This window comes from Streptomyces sp. NPDC001027 (assembly GCF_040299045.1).
In the GTDB taxonomy this organism is placed as follows: domain Bacteria; phylum Actinomycetota; class Actinomycetes; order Streptomycetales; family Streptomycetaceae; genus Streptomyces.
The window spans coordinates 1-17,023 of the sequence record NZ_JBEPBI010000041.1; the positions used below are offsets into that span (position 1 = coordinate 1).

Here is a 17,023-nt window from a genome sequence, read left to right on the forward strand (position 1 = left end):
ACGGAGGAACTCCCACTCCTCATCGGACAGTTCATGGCGACGTATCACCCGACCATGATCCACCACTCAAGATCAATTGAAGACACGACCTAGGGCGTCCGGGGCGTTTCCACAGGAGGCGTTTCAGAGACGCGTTTCTACGCGAGGCGTTCCTACGGGCGCCGTTTCCATGGGCGGCGTTTCTACGGGCGGCGTTTCTTGCCGTCGAGTTCGTCCCACCACTCGTCGGACTTGGGATCGCCCGAGGGGTCGTCCCACCAGCGGTCGTCGGGGCCGCGGCGGTTGGCGACCATCGCCGCGACCGGCGGGATGACCATCGCCACCAGGCACATCGCGACGGCCGCGGGCGTCGACCAGATGCGCACGACGGCCCAGGCCAGGACGAAGAGCGCGATGCAGGTGCCCATCATCGCGAAATAGACGTGCCGCCGGCGGGCCAACATACGTCCAGGGTAGGCCGGGACACGGCGAAGGGCCGTGTCCCGGGCGGGCAGCCCTTGGGACACGGCCCCTGCGTCGTGCTCAGACCGCGATCGCGACCTCGGCGAGACCGCCCTGCTGGGCGACCACCGTGCGGTCGGCGGTGCCGCCGGGCACGAGAGCGCGGACGGTCCAGGTGCCTTCGGCCGCGTAGAAGCGGAACTGTCCGGTGGCGGAGGTCGGGACCTCCGCGGTGAACTCGCCGGTCGAGTCCAGCAGACGGACGTAGCCCGTCACCGGCTCGCCGTCCCGGGTCACCTGACCCTGGATCGTGGTCTCACCGGGCTTGATCGTCGAGGCGTCCGGGCCGCCGGCCTTCGCTCCACACATGTGTTTCTCCAGAGGGGTCTGACCAGAAGGTCGGTCGGGTGGGATTACTTGTTGGCGCCGAGCTCGATCGGGACGCCGACCAGGGAGCCGTACTCGGTCCAGGAGCCGTCGTAGTTCTTGACGTTCTCCACGCCCAGCAGCTCGTGCAGCACGAACCAGGTCAGGGCCGAGCGCTCGCCGATGCGGCAGTACGCGATGGTGTCCTTGGCCAGGTCGACCTGCTCGTCGGCGTAGAGCTCCTTCAGCTCGTCGTCCGACTTGAACGTGCCGTCGTCGTTGGCGTTCTTCGACCACGGGATGTTGCGGGCGGACGGGACGTGACCCGGACGCTGCGACTGCTCCTGCGGCAGGTGCGCGGGAGCGAGCAGCTTGCCGCTGAACTCGTCGGGCGAGCGGACGTCGACCAGGTTCTGGACGCCGATGGCCGCCACGACGTCGTCGCGGTAGGCGCGGATGGCCGTGTTCTGCGGCTTGGCCCTGTAGTCGGTCGTCGCGCGCTCGGGCACCTCTTCGACCAGCTCGCGGGCGTCCAGCTCCCACTTCTTGCGGCCGCCGTCGAGGAGCTTGACGTTCTCGTGGCCGTACAGCTTGAAGTACCAGTAGGCGTAGGAGGCGAACCAGTTGTTGTTGCCGCCGTAGAGGATCACCAGCGTGTCGTTGGCGATGCCCTTCGCGGACAGGAGCTTCTCGAAGCCCTCCTGGTCGACGAAGTCACGGCGGACCGGGTCCTGGAGGTCCTGGGTCCAGTCGATCCGGATCGCGTTCCTGATGTGGTTCTTCTCGTACGCGGACGTGTCCTCGTCGACCTCGACGATGGCGATGTCGGCGTTGTCGAGGTTGGCCTCGACCCAGTCGGCGTCGACCAGGACGTCGCTGCGGCTCATGCTCGTTCTCCTCCGGGGCAGTTACGGCGGGGGTGTGCAAGAAAGAGGGGTGCGCGACCGGGACTCGCCGGCGGCCGGCGCACGGATGCCCTCGGAAGAGGGCGGGGAGACGCGGAAGGCCGGCGGCGCTTCCGCTCAGAAGGGGCGACAGAGCATGGCGGCGACGCGGCACAGGTCTACTGCCCGCCGCTTCGTGAGATCCGCCTGTCGCTGCATCATGCCGTCGATCGTAGGGACGTACAGGCGGCCATGTCATCAACGCTCCGCATAGTGAGACGCGATCGTCCGCATGTCGAGAACGAAGAAGCGCCCGGACCGTGGGGACACGGGTTCCGTGCGCTTGTATCCGTCGTCACATCTGCCGCGCGGACGCTCGCGTCTCGCCTGTCGGACATCTGCCGTCCATCGACGGCCCCTCCCGCTTCGGCGGCGCGGCCGTCGGCGTCCTGCCTGCCTTACCCGGCCAGCCTGACGTTCGAACCCTTCACCGAGATCTCGACGCCGTCCTTGCCCGCCTGGACCTTGTCGAGCTTGATGCCGCCGGGCAGGTCGTCGATCTTCTGCTGGAAGTCGGTGATCGAGCGCACCTCGTTCTCGGCCGCCCGGACCCCGCCGAAGCTCGGCAGGGAGTCGGCGTGCACGCGGACGGTGTCGCCCTGGACGGTGACCGTGCTCAGCACGTACACGGGCTGCGGCAGCTTGGCGCCGAGGACGGTGGCCTCGACGGCGACCTTGATCTTGCCGTTGCCGCCGTCCGAGAGGCCGACGACGTTCGCGGTGACGCCCCGCACCACCTCGGTCGGCTCGGACTTGGCCGTCTTCAGCAGCTCGGCGTAGGTGATCGACGCGGTGCCGGTGGCGCTCGCGGCGGTCGCGGAGCTGTAGTCGCCGGAGAACTCGACGCCCTTCATGTCCGCCTGGAGGTCTCCGATGCGGATCGTCCGACCGCTGGCGCCGGTCGCCGCCTGGTAGTCCTTGATGCCCACCTCGACGTCGTCCAGCGAGCCGCCGACGACCTGGGTGAGGAACGGGAAGCCCTTGATGGACACGTCCGGCGCGGCCGCGAGGCCCTCGTGCGCCTTGAGCTTGTCCGCCACCTCGCCCTCCGCGAAGTTCACGGCGAGACGGTCCGCGAGCACGAACAGGCCGCCCAGGACCACGACGACGACCAGAAGTATGCGGAGTGCACGCATGACGGATATTCCCCCACCGGACGACCTGAACAGTTCATTGACAACGGTTCAAGGTAACCCTCGGGGAAAGGCCCGCCGCCGGATTGTCGATCACCTGTGACAGACCCTTACCGCTCTTACCTGCTGGCTGCTCCTGCCTCTGACGCGCTTCTGACTCGCTTCTGACTCGCTTCTGACTCGCTTCTGACGCGACTTGCTATGCCAGCGCCCGTCCCAGCACGTACACCGCGGGCGCCGCCGCGGCCAGCGGCAGGGCCACGCCCGCCGTGAAGTGCACGAAGCGGGAGGGGTAGTCGTAGCTCGCGACCCGGTGGCCGATGAGCGCGCAGACCGCCGCGCCCGCGCCGAGCAGCGCGCCCCCCGCGCCCAGCCCGGTCATCCCGCCGACCGCGATGCCCGCTCCCGCCGCGGCGAGCAGGGACACCACGACGGAGGCCGGCGTCGGCAGCGGCAGCGCCCGGGCGACGACGGCCACCGCCACCGCGGCCGCGCCGACCGAGACCGCGTCCGGATCGGCGCCGAGGTGGCCGGCGGCGAGGACGGCCAGCGCGCTGGAGGTGACGGTCGCCATCAGCCCGTACATGCGCTCGTCGGGATCGGCGTGCGAGCGCAGCTGGAGGATGAGGCAGAGCAGGACCCAGACGCCCAGGGTGCCGAGGATGGCCGCGGGCGCGTGCTCCCGGCCGGCGGCGAGAAGCACCGCGTCGGCGACGAGCGCGCCGAGGAAGGCGAGGGCGATGCCCTGCCGGGCGGGCCACATGCCGTTCAGCCGGAACCAGCCCGCGGCCGTCACGGCCTGGAGGACGACGAGCGGGACGAGCAGGGCGTACGAGCCGATCGCCGCCGTGCCGGAGAGCAGCAGACCGAGCAGCGCGGTGAGCGCGGCGGGCTGTATGCCCGGCTCGATGATCGGCGAGCGGCCCTCCTGCCGGGCCCGCTGGGCGTCGGTGACCCGGGCGTTGCCGGCCATCGTGGCGGGGCCGTAGCCAGAGCCGGTGCCGCCCGTGGGCTGGGGCTGGTGGGCCACGGCGGAGTGCCGGCCGTCCGCCCCGTCCGCCGGGTCGCGGTGCTCCTGTGCCGGGGGCACGGCGGCCGCCGGATCTCCGTAGCCGGCCTGCGGGCTCCCGTACGCGGGGGCTCCGCCCGTCTGCGGCGGCAGGTACGCGGTTCTGGCCGGGTCGGCGGCCAGGGCGGGGTCGGCGGCGCTGACCGGCGGCTGGACGCTCGTCTCCCAGGTCTGCCCCTGCCACTGCTGCGTGTACTGGAGGTGCGCCTGCGGATCGTCGTACCCCTGCTGCTGCCCCGGCCACGCCTGCTGCTGCGCCTGGTGAGGCTGGTGCGCCCGGTGGGCATGGTGGGCGTACGGGTCGTGCCCCGGCTGCCCTTGGCGCCCTTGGTGCTGCTGGTGCGCCTGGTGGCCGTCCTGGCTCCCGTAACCCTCCGGGCCCTGAGCCTGATAACCCTCTTGGCCCTGATGCCCTTGATGGCCCTGATGCCCCTGGTGGCCCGGGTAACCCTGATGGTCGTACGGCTGGTCGGTCATCTCACCCTCCTGCGAACGGCGGGAGCACCTCGACCGTGCCGCCGTCGGCCAGCCGTACCGTCTCATGTTCGCGGGTGCCCACGGGGTCACCGTCGACGAGGAACGAGCATCGCTGCAGGACACGCACGAGTTCTCCGGGGTGTCGCTCGCGTACGGAGTCGAGCGCCTCGGCGAGCGTGGCCGCTTCCTGCGGCTCCTCGGCGATGCCGGCCGCGGCCTTCGCGGCGGCCCAGTAGCGCACCGTGACCTGGGGCATGGGTTCCTCAATCGATCGGCTGTGTACACGGTCAGGCTAGCCCGCCCGGGCGACCGCCCAGTCCCCGATGCGGGTCAGCAGGCCTTCGCCGGCCGCGTGCTCGGCGTGGCCCATGCCGTGCTCCAGCCAGAGTTCGCCGTGTCCGGCGGCGGCCTCCGCCAGCATCCGGGGGTGGTCGAGCGGGAAGTAGCCGTCCCGGTCGCCGTGCACGATCAGCAGCGGCGCCGGGGCGATCCGCGGGACCGCCTCCACCGGGGACAACGGAACCGGGTCCCAGTCGCGGCGGTGGATGCGGGTGCGGAAGCCGTAGCGACCGACGAGACGGCCCTCGGGGCGGGTCACCATCCAGTGCAGCCGGCGCATGGGCGCCGTGCCGCGGTAGTACCAGCGGGCGGGGGCGCTCACCGAGACCACGGCGTCGACCGTGCCCGGGTGCAGCGCCGCGTGCCGCAGGACGACCGATCCCCCCATGGAGAAGCCGACGGTGACCACGCGCGCGTGCCCGAGCGAGCGGGCCCGGTCCACCGCGGCGGCCAGGTCGAGGACTTCGCGGTCGCCCACGGTGGAGTGCCCGCCGGAGCGGCCGTGCCCGCGGAAGGAGAACGTGACGACGGCCCCGTGCCGGGCGAGGACGGACGCCACCCGCCGGACGTGCGGCCGGTCCACGTCGCCGGTGAACCCGTGTGCGACGGCGAACACCGGGTGACGCGCGGATGACTCGGCGGCGTCGTATACGGCCGCACCCGGTTCGTATACGAAATCGATGGAAACCCCGTCGGCGGTGGGCAGAAACGTCCGCAATGGTGCAGAGGCGCCCGTCTCGCGATGCGGACGAACGGTGGAACGCACCACATGACCTGCCGGACCGCTGCTCATGTGGGCTATTCTGCTGGACAGAGGACTCGGGCAGCGCAGCCCCCGGGTCCTTTTGTGCTTTCGGACACGCTGTATACGAACGGCCACCGAGCGGGAAACGCCAGGTGAACGTGGGTGTAAGGGTGCCGGGAACGCAGTTTTCGTGCAGTGCCGCGCCGACCGCAGTGCCGCAAGAACTCCCCCACCGCCCCCAAGCGTGGGAGGGGCCCCACGCAGGGACCGAGGAGGAACCAGACATATGAGTTCTCTGCTGCTCCTGACCAACGCTCTCCAGCCCTCGACGGAAGTGCTGCCGGCCCTCGGCCTGCTGCTGCACAACGTGCGCGTGGCCCCGGCGGAAGGCCCCGCGCTCGTCGACACCCCGGGCGCCGACGTCATCCTCGTGGACGGACGTCGAGACCTGCCCCAGGTGCGCAGCCTGTGCCAGCTGCTGCGCTCCACCGGGCCCGGCTGTCCGCTCGTCCTCGTGGTGACCGAGGGCGGCCTCGCCGCGGTCACCGCCGACTGGGGCATCGACGACGTGCTCCTGGACACCGCCGGACCGGCCGAGGTCGAGGCGCGGCTGCGGCTGGCCATGGGCCGCCAGCAGATCGTCAACGACGACTCCCCGATGGAGATCCGCAACGGCGACCTGTCGGTCGACGAGGCGACGTACAGCGCGAAGCTGAAGGGGCGGGTCCTGGACCTCACCTTCAAGGAGTTCGAGCTGTTGAAGTACCTGGCCCAGCACCCGGGCCGGGTGTTCACGCGCGCACAGCTGCTCCAGGAGGTCTGGGGCTACGACTACTTCGGCGGCACCCGCACGGTCGACGTCCACGTACGGCGGCTGCGGGCCAAGCTGGGCCCGGAGCACGAGTCGCTGATCGGAACCGTCCGGAACGTCGGTTATCGATTCGTTACCCCTGAGAAGGGGGAACGCTCCGCGGACGAGACCAAGGCGAAGACGGACCGGCCGGACCAGGCAAAGACGGGCGAGTCGGACAACGCGTCCGCCCTGGACGCCACCGAGGTCCCGGCGGAGGCGTAGTACCCGCCAGTAGGCCCCGCACCTGCTCGGACAGGGCGTTGCTTCCGCAAGCGGAAGGTTCTTCACGCCCTGCCCAGAGCCGGTCCATCCGCGTAGACTCCGCGCGTGGCAAAGGTGACTCGGGATGATGTGGCGCGGCTGGCGGGGACTTCGACCGCCGTCGTCAGTTACGTCATCAACAACGGACCCCGGCCGGTCGCCCCGGCCACGCGCGAGCGTGTCCTCGCCGCCATCAAGGAGCTGGGGTACCGGCCGGACCGGGTCGCCCAGGCGATGGCGTCCCGACGCACCGATCTCATAGGCCTGATCATCCCGGACGCCCGTCAGCCCTTCTTCGGCGAGATGGCGCACGCGGTCGAGCAGGCCGCCTCCGAGCGCGGGAAGATGGTGCTGGTCGGCAACACCGACTACGTCGCCGAGCGCGAGGTCCACTATCTGCGGGCGTTCCTCGGGATGCGGGTCTCCGGCCTCATCCTCGTCAGCCACGCGCTGAACGACCAGGCGGCCGCCGAGATCGACGCCTGGGACGCGCGCGTGGTACTGCTGCACGAGCGTCCGGAGGCCATCGACGACGTCGCCGTCGTCACCGACGACCTCGGCGGCGCCCAGGTCGCCGTCCGCCACCTCCTCGAGCACGGCCACCCGTACGTCGCCTGCGTCGGCGGCACCGCCGAGACCCCCTCCGTCGGCGACCCGGTCTCCGACCACGTCGAGGGCTGGCGGCGCGCGATGGACGAGGCCGGGATCAGCACGGAGGGCCGGCTCTTCGAGGCCCCCTACAACCGCTACGACGCCTACCGCGTCTCCCTGAAGCTGCTGGCGGGCCCTGACCGGCCGCCGGCCGTCTTCTGCTCCACCGACGACCAGGCGATCGGCCTGCTGCGCGCGGCGCGCGAGCTGCGCATCGACGTCCCCGGCGAGCTGGCGGTCATCGGCTTCGACGACATCAAGGAAGCGGCCCTGGCCGACCCGCCCATGACGACGATCGCCTCGGACCGCTCGGCGATGGCCCGGGCCGCCGTCGACCTCGTCCTGGACGACGGTCTGCGGGTCGCGGGGTCCCGGCGCGAGCGCCTGAAGGTGTTCCCCTCCCGTCTGGTGGCGCGGCGGTCCTGCGGCTGCGAGTAGCGCCCCCTCGCTCGGCGGCCCGCGCGGCGGGCAGGGCGCGCACGTGCCGGGACGGCCTTCATGAGGTTTGTCTGAGAGACCTCGCGCAACCGCCGTGTCCGGCTTTATATCGGGCAGACGAGGTTCTGCCGGGCTTCTCAGGGAGCACTCAGGAAGCTCTCATGGTCGAGCGACAAGCTTCCTTCCATGACCGAGAGCATCCGCCGCAGCGGCGAGTACGAGAACCCGTACCAGGCCCCGTACGAGGGCGCCCAGCAGCACGCCTCCTCCCCGGCGGCTCCGTCGTCGGCGGCTCCGTCGTCGGCGGTCCCGTCGCCGGCGGCCCCCTCCCCGATGGCCCCCTCCCCGGTGAACCCGGAGTGGCCGCCCCCGCCCGCCTACCGGCCCGCCGCCCACGACCCGCTGCAGAGCGCTCAGCAGCCGGCGCCGCAGCAGCAGACCGCACAGCAGCCCACGGTCGACCCCGCCGCCGGATGGCAGGCCCGGACGGCCCCGGCCGGCGACGGCCACGGCGGCGGCGGAACCGCTCTCCTCGCTCCCCCGGCCGCCGAGCCCGCTCCGCACGCCAGGAAGAGGCGCAACCGCGGTCCGTTCGCGCTGCTCGCCGCGGTGGCGATCGTCGCGGCCGCCATCGGGGGCGGCACCGCCTACGGCATACAGGAGCTGACCGGCAAGGACCAGGCAGTCGCCACGTCCACCACCACCAGCGTGGTGCCCTCCAGCAAGACGGGCGACGTGGCCACCATCGCGGCCGCGGTCAGCCCGAGCGTCGTCGAGGTCAGCGCCACGCTCAGCAACGGGACGTCCACCGGGTCCGGCGTGATCATCACCAGCGGCGGCGAGGTCGTCACCAACAACCACGTCGTCTCCGGCGCGAACTCGATCAAGGTGACCACCAGCGACGGCAAGTCGTACACCGCCAAGGTCGTCGGCACGGACAGCAAGAAGGACCTCGCGCTCATCAAGCTGGAGAACGCCTCCGGCCTGAAGGCGGCGACCCTCGGCGACTCCGACGGGGTCAAGGTCGGTGACACCGTCGTGGCGATCGGCTCTCCCGAGGGCCTGACCGGCACCGTCACCAGCGGCATCGTCTCCGCGCTCGACCGCGACGTGACCGTCTCCACCGACGAGAACCAGGGGCAGCAGCAGGGCGGCGGGGAGGGCAACTGGCCGTTCCAGTTCGGCGGCCGGCAGTTCAACGGCGACACCGGCCAGTCCACCACGACGTACAAGGCGCTTCAGACGGACGCCTCCCTCAACCCCGGCAACTCCGGCGGCGCCCTCATCAACGCCGCGGGCGACATCATCGGCATCAACTCCGCGATGTACTCCGCCGCGGCCGACTCGTCCTCCTCCGACGCCGGCAGCGTCGGCCTCGGATTCGCCATCCCGATCAACACCGTCAAGTCCGACCTCGCCACGCTGCGGGCGGGCGGCTCCGACAGCTGAACCGCCCTCCGACCGAGCCAGGGAGCACGTCATGATCAAGCAGGTTTCGCACACGGTGACCGGATGCGGTGCGGCCGACCTCGGGCTGGCCCTCGACGTGGCGCACGAGCTGCACGCGCAGAACGCGGCGACCCGCGCGCCGGAGCTGGCCCCGCCCCCGCAGCTGACCGGTCTGCGCGCCCCGGCCGGGCGGCCGCACGTGCGCAAGGTTCCGCTGAACCGGCTCGCGGCGCTGCGCGGCTGACCCCGCCCCGACCGCCGCGCCCGCTCCCCACGCCCCTACGCGCCCGACGGGAACCGTGCGAGGCTGAGGACGCTCACCGCGTCCAGCAGGACCAGCCTCCCCGTCGTCCCACCGCACCCGAGGAATCCACGCCCATGAGCCCCGCCGAAGGCGACCGTGACACCCAGCGCATCCTGATCGTCGACGACGAGCCGGCGGTCCGCGAGGCCCTCCAGCGCAGCCTCGCCTTCGAGGGCTACGGCACGCAGGTCGCCGTGGACGGCGTGGACGCGCTGGAGAAGGCGACGCTCTACCGGCCCGACCTGGTCGTCCTGGACATCCAGATGCCGCGCATGGACGGCCTGACGGCGGCCCGCCGCATCCGGGGCGCGGGCGACACCACCCCCATCCTGATGCTGACGGCCCGTGACACGGTGGGCGACCGCGTCACCGGGCTCGACGCGGGCGCCGACGACTACCTGGTCAAGCCCTTCGAACTCGACGAGCTCTTCGCCCGCGTCCGGGCCCTGCTGCGCCGCAGCTCCTACGCGGCGGCGTCCGGCGCGGGCGCGGCGCAGGAGGACGACGCCCTCGCCTTCGCCGACCTGCGCATGAACCTCGCGACGCGGGAGGTGACGCGGGGCGGGCGGCCGGTCGAACTGACCCGCACGGAGTTCACCCTGCTGGAGATGTTCATGGCGCACCCGCGCCAGGTCCTCACCCGCGAACAGATCCTGAAGGCGGTCTGGGGCTTCGACTTCGAGCCGTCGTCCAACTCGCTGGACGTGTACGTGATGTACCTGCGCCGCAAGACCGAGGCGGGCGGTGAGCCGCGCCTCGTGCACACCGTGCGAGGGGTCGGGTATGTGCTGCGGCAGGGCGGGGCCGAGTGAACAGGGTCGTCCGGCGGCTGCGGACCCTGCCCATCCGGGCCCGGCTGTCGATGCTGGTCGCCGCCGCTGTGGCGTTCGCGGTGGCGGCGGTCTCGGTGACCTGCTGGTTCATCGTGCAGGGGAAGCTGTACGACCAGGTCGACCAGGATCTCGAGAAGTCCCTGAGCACGCCGCGGCTCCAGGACCAGGCCAGGTCCGCGGTCAACAACTGCACCACGCAGGCGCCGCTGGACACCGGCAACGGGCCGCCGCGCACCACCTACTACCAGATGGTCACGGAGGACGGAAAGTCCTGTGTGACGCCGTTCTCCGCCGGCATGGTCAAGGTGACCGAGGCCGACAGGAAGCTCATCGCGCAGGGAGGCGACACCCGCGGGAGGTTCCGCAACGGCACCGACTCGGAGGGCAACGACGTACGCGTCCTCATCCTGCCGGGACTGACGGTCGCCGACACCGCCTCGCAGAGCACCTCCAACGCCGCCCTCCTCATCGCGCTTCCTCTGAAGAACACCCAGTCCACCCTCAACGACCTGGCACTTCTGCTGCTCCTCGTCTCCGGTGTCGGGGTCGTCGGCGCCGGCGCCGCCGGTCTCGCGGTCGCCCGGGCGGGGCTGCGGCCCGTCGACAGGCTCACCGAGGCCGTCGAGCACGTGGCCAGGACGGAGGACCTGAGCATCCGGATCCCCGTGGAGGACGAGACCGACGACGAGATCGCCCGGCTCTCCCGCTCCTTCAACTCGATGACCGCCTCCCTCGCCGACTCCCGCGAGCTGCAACAGCAGCTGATCGCGGACGCCGGCCACGAGCTGCGCACCCCGCTGACCTCCCTGCGCACCAACATCGAGCTCCTGACCCGCAGCGAGGAGACGGGCCGTCCGATCCCCGAGGCGGACCGCAAGGCCCTGCTCGCCTCCGTGAAGGCGCAGATGACCGAACTGGCGTCGCTCATCGGCGACCTCCAGGAGCTGTCCCGTGCGGAGGGGCAGCGCGGCGAGCGCGTGCAGGTGGTGTCGTTCGAGGACACCGTGGAGTCGGCGCTGCGCCGGGCCCGGCTGCGCGGGCCGGAGCTGACCATCACCGCGTCGCTGGAGTCCTGGTACACCCGGGCGGAGCCGGCCGCGCTGGAGCGGGCGGTGGTCAACATCCTGGACAACGCGGTGAAGTTCAGCCCCGAGGGCGGCGCCATCGACGTCCGCCTCGTCGACGGGACGCTGACCGTGCGCGACCACGGGCCCGGCATCCCGGAAGACGAACTCCCGCACGTCTTCGACCGCTTCTGGCGCTCCCCCGGCGCGCGGGCGCTGCCCGGCTCCGGTCTCGGTCTGTCGATCGTGGCCCGCACCGTGGAAGAGGCGGGCGGTCAGGTCACGTTGGAGCGGGCCGACGGCGGCGGCACGGTGGCGACGGTGCGGATGCCGGGGGCGCCGGTCCCTCCGCCGGAGACGCCGGGAGACGTGTCGGCGATCTCCTGAGGCTTCCTCGGCAACCTTTCCGTTCCGTGCGGCGACCATGCCACGTCCCGAACCCCCCACGGGTGGTCCTCCTCCACGGAACGGAATCCCGCACATGAGCGATTTCAACGGCACGCCCAGGCGTCGGCACCGCAAGCGCGGCAAGGTCCTCGCGCTGGGCGTCCCCCTCACGCTGACCGCGGCCTGCGCTCTCGCCTACGGCACGGATCTGGGCGCTTTCGGCAGCGCCGCGCAGCACACGGCGTCGGCCGCGACCGCCGCCCCCGCCTGGGCGACCGCCTCCGCCGACGGCTTCGCCTCGGTCGACGCCCTGGGGCAGAAGGGCACCTACGGCGGCCGCGACGGCAAGACCGTCACCGTGAAGACCCTCGCCGACCTGGAGAGGTACGCGACCGCCAGCGAGCCGTACGTCATCGTCGTGGCGGCTGCGATCACCATGAATCCGGTCGGCAAGGAGATCAGGGTCCAGTCGGACAAGACGATCGTCGGGTCCGGGACCTCCGGGCAGATCGTCGGCGGCGGCTTCTTCCTCGGCCAGGGCGTCCACAACGTGATCATCCGGAACCTGACGATCCGGGACGCCTACCAGGGCGTCTGGAACGACAAGGAACACGACTTCGACGGCATCCAGATGGACGGTGCCCACCACGTCTGGATCGACCACAACGACATCCGCCACATGGCCGACGGGCTCATCGACAGCCGCAAGGACACGACCTACCTGACGGTGTCCTGGAACAAACTCAGTCAGGAGAACAAGGCCTTCGGCATCGGCTGGACCCCGAACGTCACCGCCGACATCACGATCCACCACAACTGGGTCCGCGAGACCGAGCAGCGCAACCCCTCCACGGACAACGTCGCCCACGCGCACCTGTACAACAACTTCCTGGAGGACGCGGCGGGGACCGACATCAAGTCCTCGTACGGCAACTACTCCCGCGGCAAGACGAACATGGTGCTGGAGAACTCCTACTTCCAGGGCATGGCCAACCCCGTCGTCCGGGACGCGACGGCCACCCTCGTCCAGCGCGGCAACGTGTTCTCCGGCACGAGCGGCAGGAACGAGAGCGGCGGGCCGGGCGCGGCCTGGAACCCGAAGACGTACTACGCGTACACCCTCGACAAGGCGGCCGACGTCCCGGCGCTCCTCAAGTCGGGCACGGGACCGCGCAGTTCGATCGGCACGAAGGCGGCCGCGACCGCCGCCACCACGAAGACGGCCGCCGCCACCACGCTCACCGTGGCCAAGGACGGCAGCGGGCAGTACACAACCGTGCAGGCCGCCGTGAACGCCGTACCGGCGAACAACCCCTCGCGCGTGGTGATCGCCGTGAAGCCGGGCACGTACCGCGAGCTGGTGAAGGTGCCGAGCAACAAGCCGCACGTCACCATCCAGGGCACCGGCGGCAGCCGCAAGGACACCACGATCGTCTACGACAACGCCTCGGGCACCCCCAAACCCGGCGGAGGCACGTACGGCACCGGCGGCAGCGCGACCGTCGCCGTCGAGGCGGACGACTTCCAGGCCCGCAACCTGACCATCTCCAACGACTTCGACGAGGGCGCCCACCAGGACATCGCCGGCCAGGCGGTCGCCCTGCGCACCGCCTCCGACAAGGTCTTCCTGGACGGCATCATCGTCAGCGGCGACCAGGACACCCTGCTGCTGGACACCGCGTCCAAGGACAGGCTCGGCCGCGTCTACATGAGGAACTCCTACGTCGTCGGCAACGTCGACTTCATCTTCGGCCGTGCCACCGCCGTGATCGACAAGTCCGTCATCACGCTGAAGAAGCGCTTCAACGGCGCCTCGGCCGGCTATGTCACCGCCCCCAGCACGGCCGCCGGACGCAAGGGCATCCTGATCTCCGACAGCACGATCGGCGGGGACGTCTCCGACCGCGCCTTCTACCTCGGCCGCCCCTGGCACGCCGGCGGCGACGCGAGCCTCGACCCGCAGACCACCGTCCGCAACAGCACGCTGAGCGCCGCGATCAGGACCGCGCCCTGGACCGACATGAGCGGCTTCCACTGGAAGGACGACCGGTTCGCCGAGTACCAGAACAAGGGTCCCGGCGCGGGCGCCGCGAGCACGGAGCGCCCCCATCTGACGGACGCCCAGGCCGCCGGCCAGGAGGTCGCGGACTGGCTCGCCGGCTGGACCCCCAGCGCGTCCTGAACCGTCCCCGCGGCACGGGCGACCCGGTCCCCGTACGCCGAAGAGGCGGCCGCGTCGGTGACGCGGCCGCCTCTTGTCACGGAGTGCTCCGGCAGGAAGGAGCGCTCGGTCTCCGATCAGGGAGCGCCGGGCGCTACTTCACGATCGTGATCCGGTTCGTCGCCGGCGGCGCGATCGGGCCCGCCGCCGAGGAGTTGGCGAGCAGGTACTGCTCGAGGGCCGACAGGTCGTCGGCGCCGACGAGGTCGTTCGTACCCTGGCCCAGCGTCGGGAAGCCGTCGCCGCCGCCCGCGAGGAAGCTGTTCGTCGCGACGCGGTAGGTCGCGGCCGGGTCGACCGCCGCCCCGTTCAGCTTCACGGAGTCCGCGACGACACGGTCCGCGCCGGTCTTCGTCATGTCCAGCGTGTACGTGAGGTTGGCGGACGGCTGCAGGATCTTCGGCGCGCTCGTGTTCGTGCCGCTCACCTGCTCCTTGAGCACCTGGATCAGCTGGGCGCCGGTGAAGTTCTGCAGGTTCACGGTGTTGGAGAACGGCTGCACGGTGAAGCCCTCGGCGTAGGTGACCACGCCGTCGCCCTCCGCGCCCTTGGCCGCGTAGGTGAGGCCGGCGCGCACGCCGCCCGGGTTCATCAGCGCGAGGTCCGTGTCCGCGTCGAGCTTCTTGCCGTACCAGAGCTGGGCGTCCGCGATGAGGTCGCCCATCGGGGACTCGGTGCCCGTGCTGGGGACGTCCGCGGAGATGTACCCGATCGCGCGGTTGCCGATCGGCGCCGCCAGGGTGTTCCACCGGGTGATCAGCTCGGTCATGTCGGGCGCCTTGGCGACGGTCCGGGTGACCACGTGGTTCGCCGACTTGACCGCCGTGCGCGCGATGTCGCCCGTGTAGCGGTCGTACGTCAGCGTGGTGTCCGTGTACAGACGGCCGAAGGACGCGGCCGAGGTGACCGTGCGCGGCTTGCCCGACGGGTCCGGGATCGTGCAGGCGTAGGCCGCGTGCGTGTGGCCCGTCACCAGCGCGTCCACCGCCGGCGTGACGTTCTTCGCGATGTCGACGATCGGGCCGGAGATCCCGGCGCCCGCGCCCGGCGAGTCACAGTTGTAGTTGTAGGAGCCCGAGGCGGGCAGACCGCCCTCGTGGATCAGCGCCACGATCGACTTCACGCCCTGCTTCTGCAGCACCTTGGCGTACTTGTTGATCGTCTCGACCTCGTCCTTGAACTTGAGGCCCCTGACGCCCTCGGCGGACACCACGCCCGGAGTGTCCTCCAGCGTCACGCCGATGAAGCCGATCTTGACGTCCTTCTTCTTCCACACCCAGTACGGCTTCAGGATCGGCTTGCCGGACTTCTCGTTCAGGACGTTCGCCGCGAGGTACGGGAAGTCGGCGCCCCGGAACTTCTTGCCGTTGTAGCAGCCGTCCGTCGGGTGACAGCCGCCGTTCTGCAGCCGGCCCAGCTCCTTGGCGCCCTCGTCGAACTCGTGGTTTCCGACGGACGTGACGTCCAGGTCGAGCTTGTTCAGCGCCTCGATGGTGGGCTCGTCGTGGAAGAGGCCCGAGATCAGCGGGGAGGCGCCGACCATGTCGCCGCCGGCCGCGGTGATCGAGTAGGCGTTGCCCTTGCGGGCCTCGCGCAGATGCGTGGCCAGGTACTCCACGCCGCCCGCGTCGATGGTCTTCGTCGTGCCGTCCGGCTGCAGCTCGGTGACGCGGCCGGAGGAACCGGACGGCGGCTCGAGGTTGCCGTGCAGGTCGTTGAAGGACAGCAGCTGCACGTCCTGGTAGCGGCTGGGCCGCGGCTTGGAGTGCTTGCCCTCGTGAGCGTCCGCCGGAAGCGCGGCGGCGAGGGCGCCCGCGGTGGCGAGAACGGCGGAGGCCGCGACAAGACGGTACGTACGGCGGCGGCCGCGTCTGTCGCTCGGCTGCGGCTGGGAAGTGGCTGGCATGCGCCCCCCTGTGGATCGGCTGGAATGCGGTGGCTCCCGTCCGGCGCAGCCTAAGGTCAACGCGCGTAGCGCGACAGGGGGTTCGTGGTTACAACCTGGTTTCCCCTTGCCCTGTCCTTTGCCCCCGTTTTGTGGCAACCGCCCTTTACCCTCGACGCATGACCAGCGACGACACCGCACGGCTCCCCGGCTCCCGATCCATCGAGACCCACTCCGCGCTCTCCCCCGGACAGACCGAGGCCGTCCTCGCCCTGCTCGCCGAGGCCGCCCGGTCGGACGGCCAGCAGGCGGTGTCCGAGCAGGGACGGCTGCAGCTGCGCGGAGGATCCCGCGAGGGCGTCTCCCATCTCGTCCTGACCGTCGGGGACGAACTCGTCGGCTACGCCCAGCTCGAGGACACCGACCCCGTCGAGGCCCCCGCCGCCGAACTTGTCGTGCACCCCTCGCACCGCGGCCACGGCCACGGGCGCGCGCTCGGCTCCGCCCTGCTCGCCGCCTCCGGCAAGCGGCTTCGGGTGTGGGCCCACGGCGGCCACTCCGCGGCCCGCCACCTCGCCCAGGTCCTCGGCCTGACCCTGTTCCGCGAACTGCGGCAGATGCGGCGGTCGTTGACCGACCTGGAGCTGCCCGACCCGGTGCTGCCCGCGGGTGTGACGGTCCGTCCCTTCGTGCCCGGACGGGACGACTCCGCCTGGCTCGCCGTCAACGCCGCCTCCTTCGCGCACCATCCCGAGCAGGGCTCCCTCACCCAGCGCGACCTCGACGACCGCCGGTCCGAGCCCTGGTTCGACGCGGCCGGATTCTTCCTCGCCTTCCGCGGCGACACGCTCGTCGGGTTCCACTGGACGAAGGTCCACGCCCAGGAGCAGCTCGGCGAGGTGTACGTCCTCGGCGTGGCCCCCGGCGCGCAGGGCGGCGGCCTCGGCAAGGCCCTCACCACGATCGGCCTGCGGCACCTCGCCGCACAGGGTCTGCCGACCGCGATGCTGTACGTCGACGCCGACAACAAGGCGGCGGTGTCGGTCTACGAGCGTCTGGGCTTCCTCACCCATGAGACGGACCTGATGTACCGCACCGAGACGTGATCCCTCCCGGCTGCGGGCGAAGACCGGGCGGGGCGCGCCCGGCATGTCCGCACCCGG

The 17,023-nt window shown here is 71.1% G+C and carries 17 protein-coding genes; 8 read left to right on the forward strand and 9 right to left on the reverse strand.

What is annotated here, in order from left to right:
• Positions 1-182: 182 nt before the first annotated feature.
• From ABT300_RS14575 to ABT300_RS14610, 8 genes are all read right to left on the reverse strand, one after another.
• On the reverse strand, positions 183-443 hold the full coding sequence (locus tag ABT300_RS14575) for a DUF3099 domain-containing protein (RefSeq protein ID WP_351674937.1): 261 nt from the start codon (positions 441-443) through the stop codon (positions 183-185).
• 79 nt (positions 444-522) lie between these two features.
• On the reverse strand, positions 523-810 hold the full coding sequence (locus tag ABT300_RS14580; RefSeq protein WP_004986406.1) for a DUF1416 domain-containing protein: 288 nt from the start codon (positions 808-810) through the stop codon (positions 523-525).
• A 44-nt stretch (positions 811-854) separates the two neighbouring features.
• The gene (locus ABT300_RS14585; RefSeq protein WP_351674938.1) at positions 855-1,694 is read right to left on the reverse strand and encodes a sulfurtransferase; all 840 of its coding nucleotides are present in this window, start codon (positions 1,692-1,694) and stop codon (positions 855-857) included.
• Between the two features lie 135 nt (positions 1,695-1,829).
• Positions 1,830-1,913 carry an Ms5788A family Cys-rich leader peptide gene (locus ABT300_RS14590; protein ID WP_350818853.1) on the reverse strand — a complete coding sequence of 28 codons (84 nt, stop codon included), beginning with the start codon at positions 1,911-1,913 and terminating at the stop codon, positions 1,830-1,832.
• A 236-nt stretch (positions 1,914-2,149) separates the two neighbouring features.
• Positions 2,150-2,887, reverse strand: a complete 738-nt coding sequence (locus ABT300_RS14595; protein WP_351674941.1) for an LmeA family phospholipid-binding protein — start codon at positions 2,885-2,887, stop codon at positions 2,150-2,152.
• Positions 2,888-3,083: 196 nt separating this feature from the next.
• Positions 3,084-4,430: a hypothetical protein gene (locus tag ABT300_RS14600; RefSeq protein ID WP_351674943.1), complete on the reverse strand. Its 1,347-nt coding sequence runs from the start codon at positions 4,428-4,430 to the stop codon at positions 3,084-3,086.
• Position 4,431: 1 nt separating this feature from the next.
• Positions 4,432-4,686, reverse strand: a complete 255-nt coding sequence (locus tag ABT300_RS14605; protein WP_319277934.1) for a MoaD/ThiS family protein — start codon at positions 4,684-4,686, stop codon at positions 4,432-4,434.
• A gap of 36 nt (positions 4,687-4,722) precedes the next feature.
• Positions 4,723-5,562 carry an alpha/beta hydrolase gene (locus ABT300_RS14610; protein WP_351674945.1) on the reverse strand — a complete coding sequence of 280 codons (840 nt, stop codon included), beginning with the start codon at positions 5,560-5,562 and terminating at the stop codon, positions 4,723-4,725.
• A gap of 238 nt (positions 5,563-5,800) precedes the next feature.
• On the opposite strand from ABT300_RS14610, the gene ABT300_RS14615 reads away from it, so the two are divergent.
• From ABT300_RS14615 to ABT300_RS14645, 7 genes are all read left to right on the forward strand, one after another.
• On the forward strand, positions 5,801-6,589 hold the full coding sequence (locus ABT300_RS14615) for a response regulator transcription factor (protein WP_351674947.1): 789 nt from the start codon (positions 5,801-5,803) through the stop codon (positions 6,587-6,589).
• Positions 6,590-6,694: 105 nt separating this feature from the next.
• Positions 6,695-7,717, forward strand: a complete 1,023-nt coding sequence (locus ABT300_RS14620; protein ID WP_351674949.1) for a LacI family DNA-binding transcriptional regulator — start codon at positions 6,695-6,697, stop codon at positions 7,715-7,717.
• Between the two features lie 186 nt (positions 7,718-7,903).
• Positions 7,904-9,166, forward strand: a complete 1,263-nt coding sequence (locus ABT300_RS14625) for a S1C family serine protease (RefSeq protein ID WP_351674951.1) — start codon at positions 7,904-7,906, stop codon at positions 9,164-9,166.
• 31 nt (positions 9,167-9,197) lie between these two features.
• Positions 9,198-9,410, forward strand: coding sequence for a hypothetical protein (locus ABT300_RS14630; protein WP_351674953.1), 213 nt, complete (start codon positions 9,198-9,200; stop codon positions 9,408-9,410).
• Between the two features lie 134 nt (positions 9,411-9,544).
• Positions 9,545-10,282: a response regulator transcription factor gene (locus ABT300_RS14635; RefSeq protein WP_351674956.1), complete on the forward strand. Its 738-nt coding sequence runs from the start codon at positions 9,545-9,547 to the stop codon at positions 10,280-10,282.
• The gene (locus ABT300_RS14640; RefSeq protein WP_351674959.1) at positions 10,279-11,754 is read left to right on the forward strand and encodes a HAMP domain-containing sensor histidine kinase; all 1,476 of its coding nucleotides are present in this window, start codon (positions 10,279-10,281) and stop codon (positions 11,752-11,754) included. The genes ABT300_RS14635 and ABT300_RS14640 overlap by 4 nt, the downstream gene beginning before the upstream one ends.
• 94 nt (positions 11,755-11,848) lie before the next feature.
• Complete coding sequence (locus ABT300_RS14645) at positions 11,849-13,936, forward strand: pectinesterase family protein (protein WP_351674961.1); 2,088 nt, start codon at positions 11,849-11,851, stop codon at positions 13,934-13,936.
• A 133-nt stretch (positions 13,937-14,069) separates the two neighbouring features.
• Here the strand turns inward: ABT300_RS14645 and ABT300_RS14650 are convergent, their stop codons facing one another.
• Complete coding sequence (locus tag ABT300_RS14650) at positions 14,070-15,881, reverse strand: bifunctional metallophosphatase/5'-nucleotidase (RefSeq protein ID WP_351674964.1); 1,812 nt, start codon at positions 15,879-15,881, stop codon at positions 14,070-14,072.
• Between the two features lie 158 nt (positions 15,882-16,039).
• Here ABT300_RS14650 and mshD point away from each other — a divergent pair, with 158 nt between their 5' ends.
• Positions 16,040-16,966: a mycothiol synthase gene (gene mshD / locus ABT300_RS14655; RefSeq protein WP_351674966.1), complete on the forward strand. Its 927-nt coding sequence runs from the start codon at positions 16,040-16,042 to the stop codon at positions 16,964-16,966.
• The last annotated feature ends 57 nt before the right edge of the window (positions 16,967-17,023 follow it).

What these genes read in the sequence shown, in the direction of transcription:
- ABT300_RS14575 (WP_351674937.1), bottom strand. Translation starts at nt 443, where the DNA reads ATGTTGGCCCGCCGGCGGCACGTCTATTTCGCGATGATGGGCACCTGC.
- ABT300_RS14580 (WP_004986406.1), bottom strand. Translation starts at nt 810, where the DNA reads ATGTGTGGAGCGAAGGCCGGCGGCCCGGACGCCTCGACGATCAAGCCC.
- ABT300_RS14585 (WP_351674938.1), bottom strand. Translation starts at nt 1,694, where the DNA reads ATGAGCCGCAGCGACGTCCTGGTCGACGCCGACTGGGTCGAGGCCAAC.
- ABT300_RS14590 (WP_350818853.1), bottom strand. Translation starts at nt 1,913, where the DNA reads ATGATGCAGCGACAGGCGGATCTCACGAAGCGGCGGGCAGTAGACCTG.
- ABT300_RS14595 (WP_351674941.1), bottom strand. Translation starts at nt 2,887, where the DNA reads ATGCGTGCACTCCGCATACTTCTGGTCGTCGTCGTGGTCCTGGGCGGC.
- ABT300_RS14600 (WP_351674943.1), bottom strand. Translation starts at nt 4,430, where the DNA reads ATGACCGACCAGCCGTACGACCATCAGGGTTACCCGGGCCACCAGGGG.
- ABT300_RS14605 (WP_319277934.1), bottom strand. Translation starts at nt 4,686, where the DNA reads ATGCCCCAGGTCACGGTGCGCTACTGGGCCGCCGCGAAGGCCGCGGCC.
- ABT300_RS14610 (WP_351674945.1), bottom strand. Translation starts at nt 5,562, where the DNA reads ATGAGCAGCGGTCCGGCAGGTCATGTGGTGCGTTCCACCGTTCGTCCG.
- ABT300_RS14615 (WP_351674947.1), top strand. Translation starts at nt 5,801, where the DNA reads ATGAGTTCTCTGCTGCTCCTGACCAACGCTCTCCAGCCCTCGACGGAA.
- ABT300_RS14625 (WP_351674951.1), top strand. Translation starts at nt 7,904, where the DNA reads ATGACCGAGAGCATCCGCCGCAGCGGCGAGTACGAGAACCCGTACCAG.
- ABT300_RS14630 (WP_351674953.1), top strand. Translation starts at nt 9,198, where the DNA reads ATGATCAAGCAGGTTTCGCACACGGTGACCGGATGCGGTGCGGCCGAC.
- ABT300_RS14635 (WP_351674956.1), top strand. Translation starts at nt 9,545, where the DNA reads ATGAGCCCCGCCGAAGGCGACCGTGACACCCAGCGCATCCTGATCGTC.
- ABT300_RS14645 (WP_351674961.1), top strand. Translation starts at nt 11,849, where the DNA reads ATGAGCGATTTCAACGGCACGCCCAGGCGTCGGCACCGCAAGCGCGGC.
- ABT300_RS14650 (WP_351674964.1), bottom strand. Translation starts at nt 15,881, where the DNA reads ATGCCAGCCACTTCCCAGCCGCAGCCGAGCGACAGACGCGGCCGCCGC.
- mshD (WP_351674966.1), top strand. Translation starts at nt 16,040, where the DNA reads ATGACCAGCGACGACACCGCACGGCTCCCCGGCTCCCGATCCATCGAG.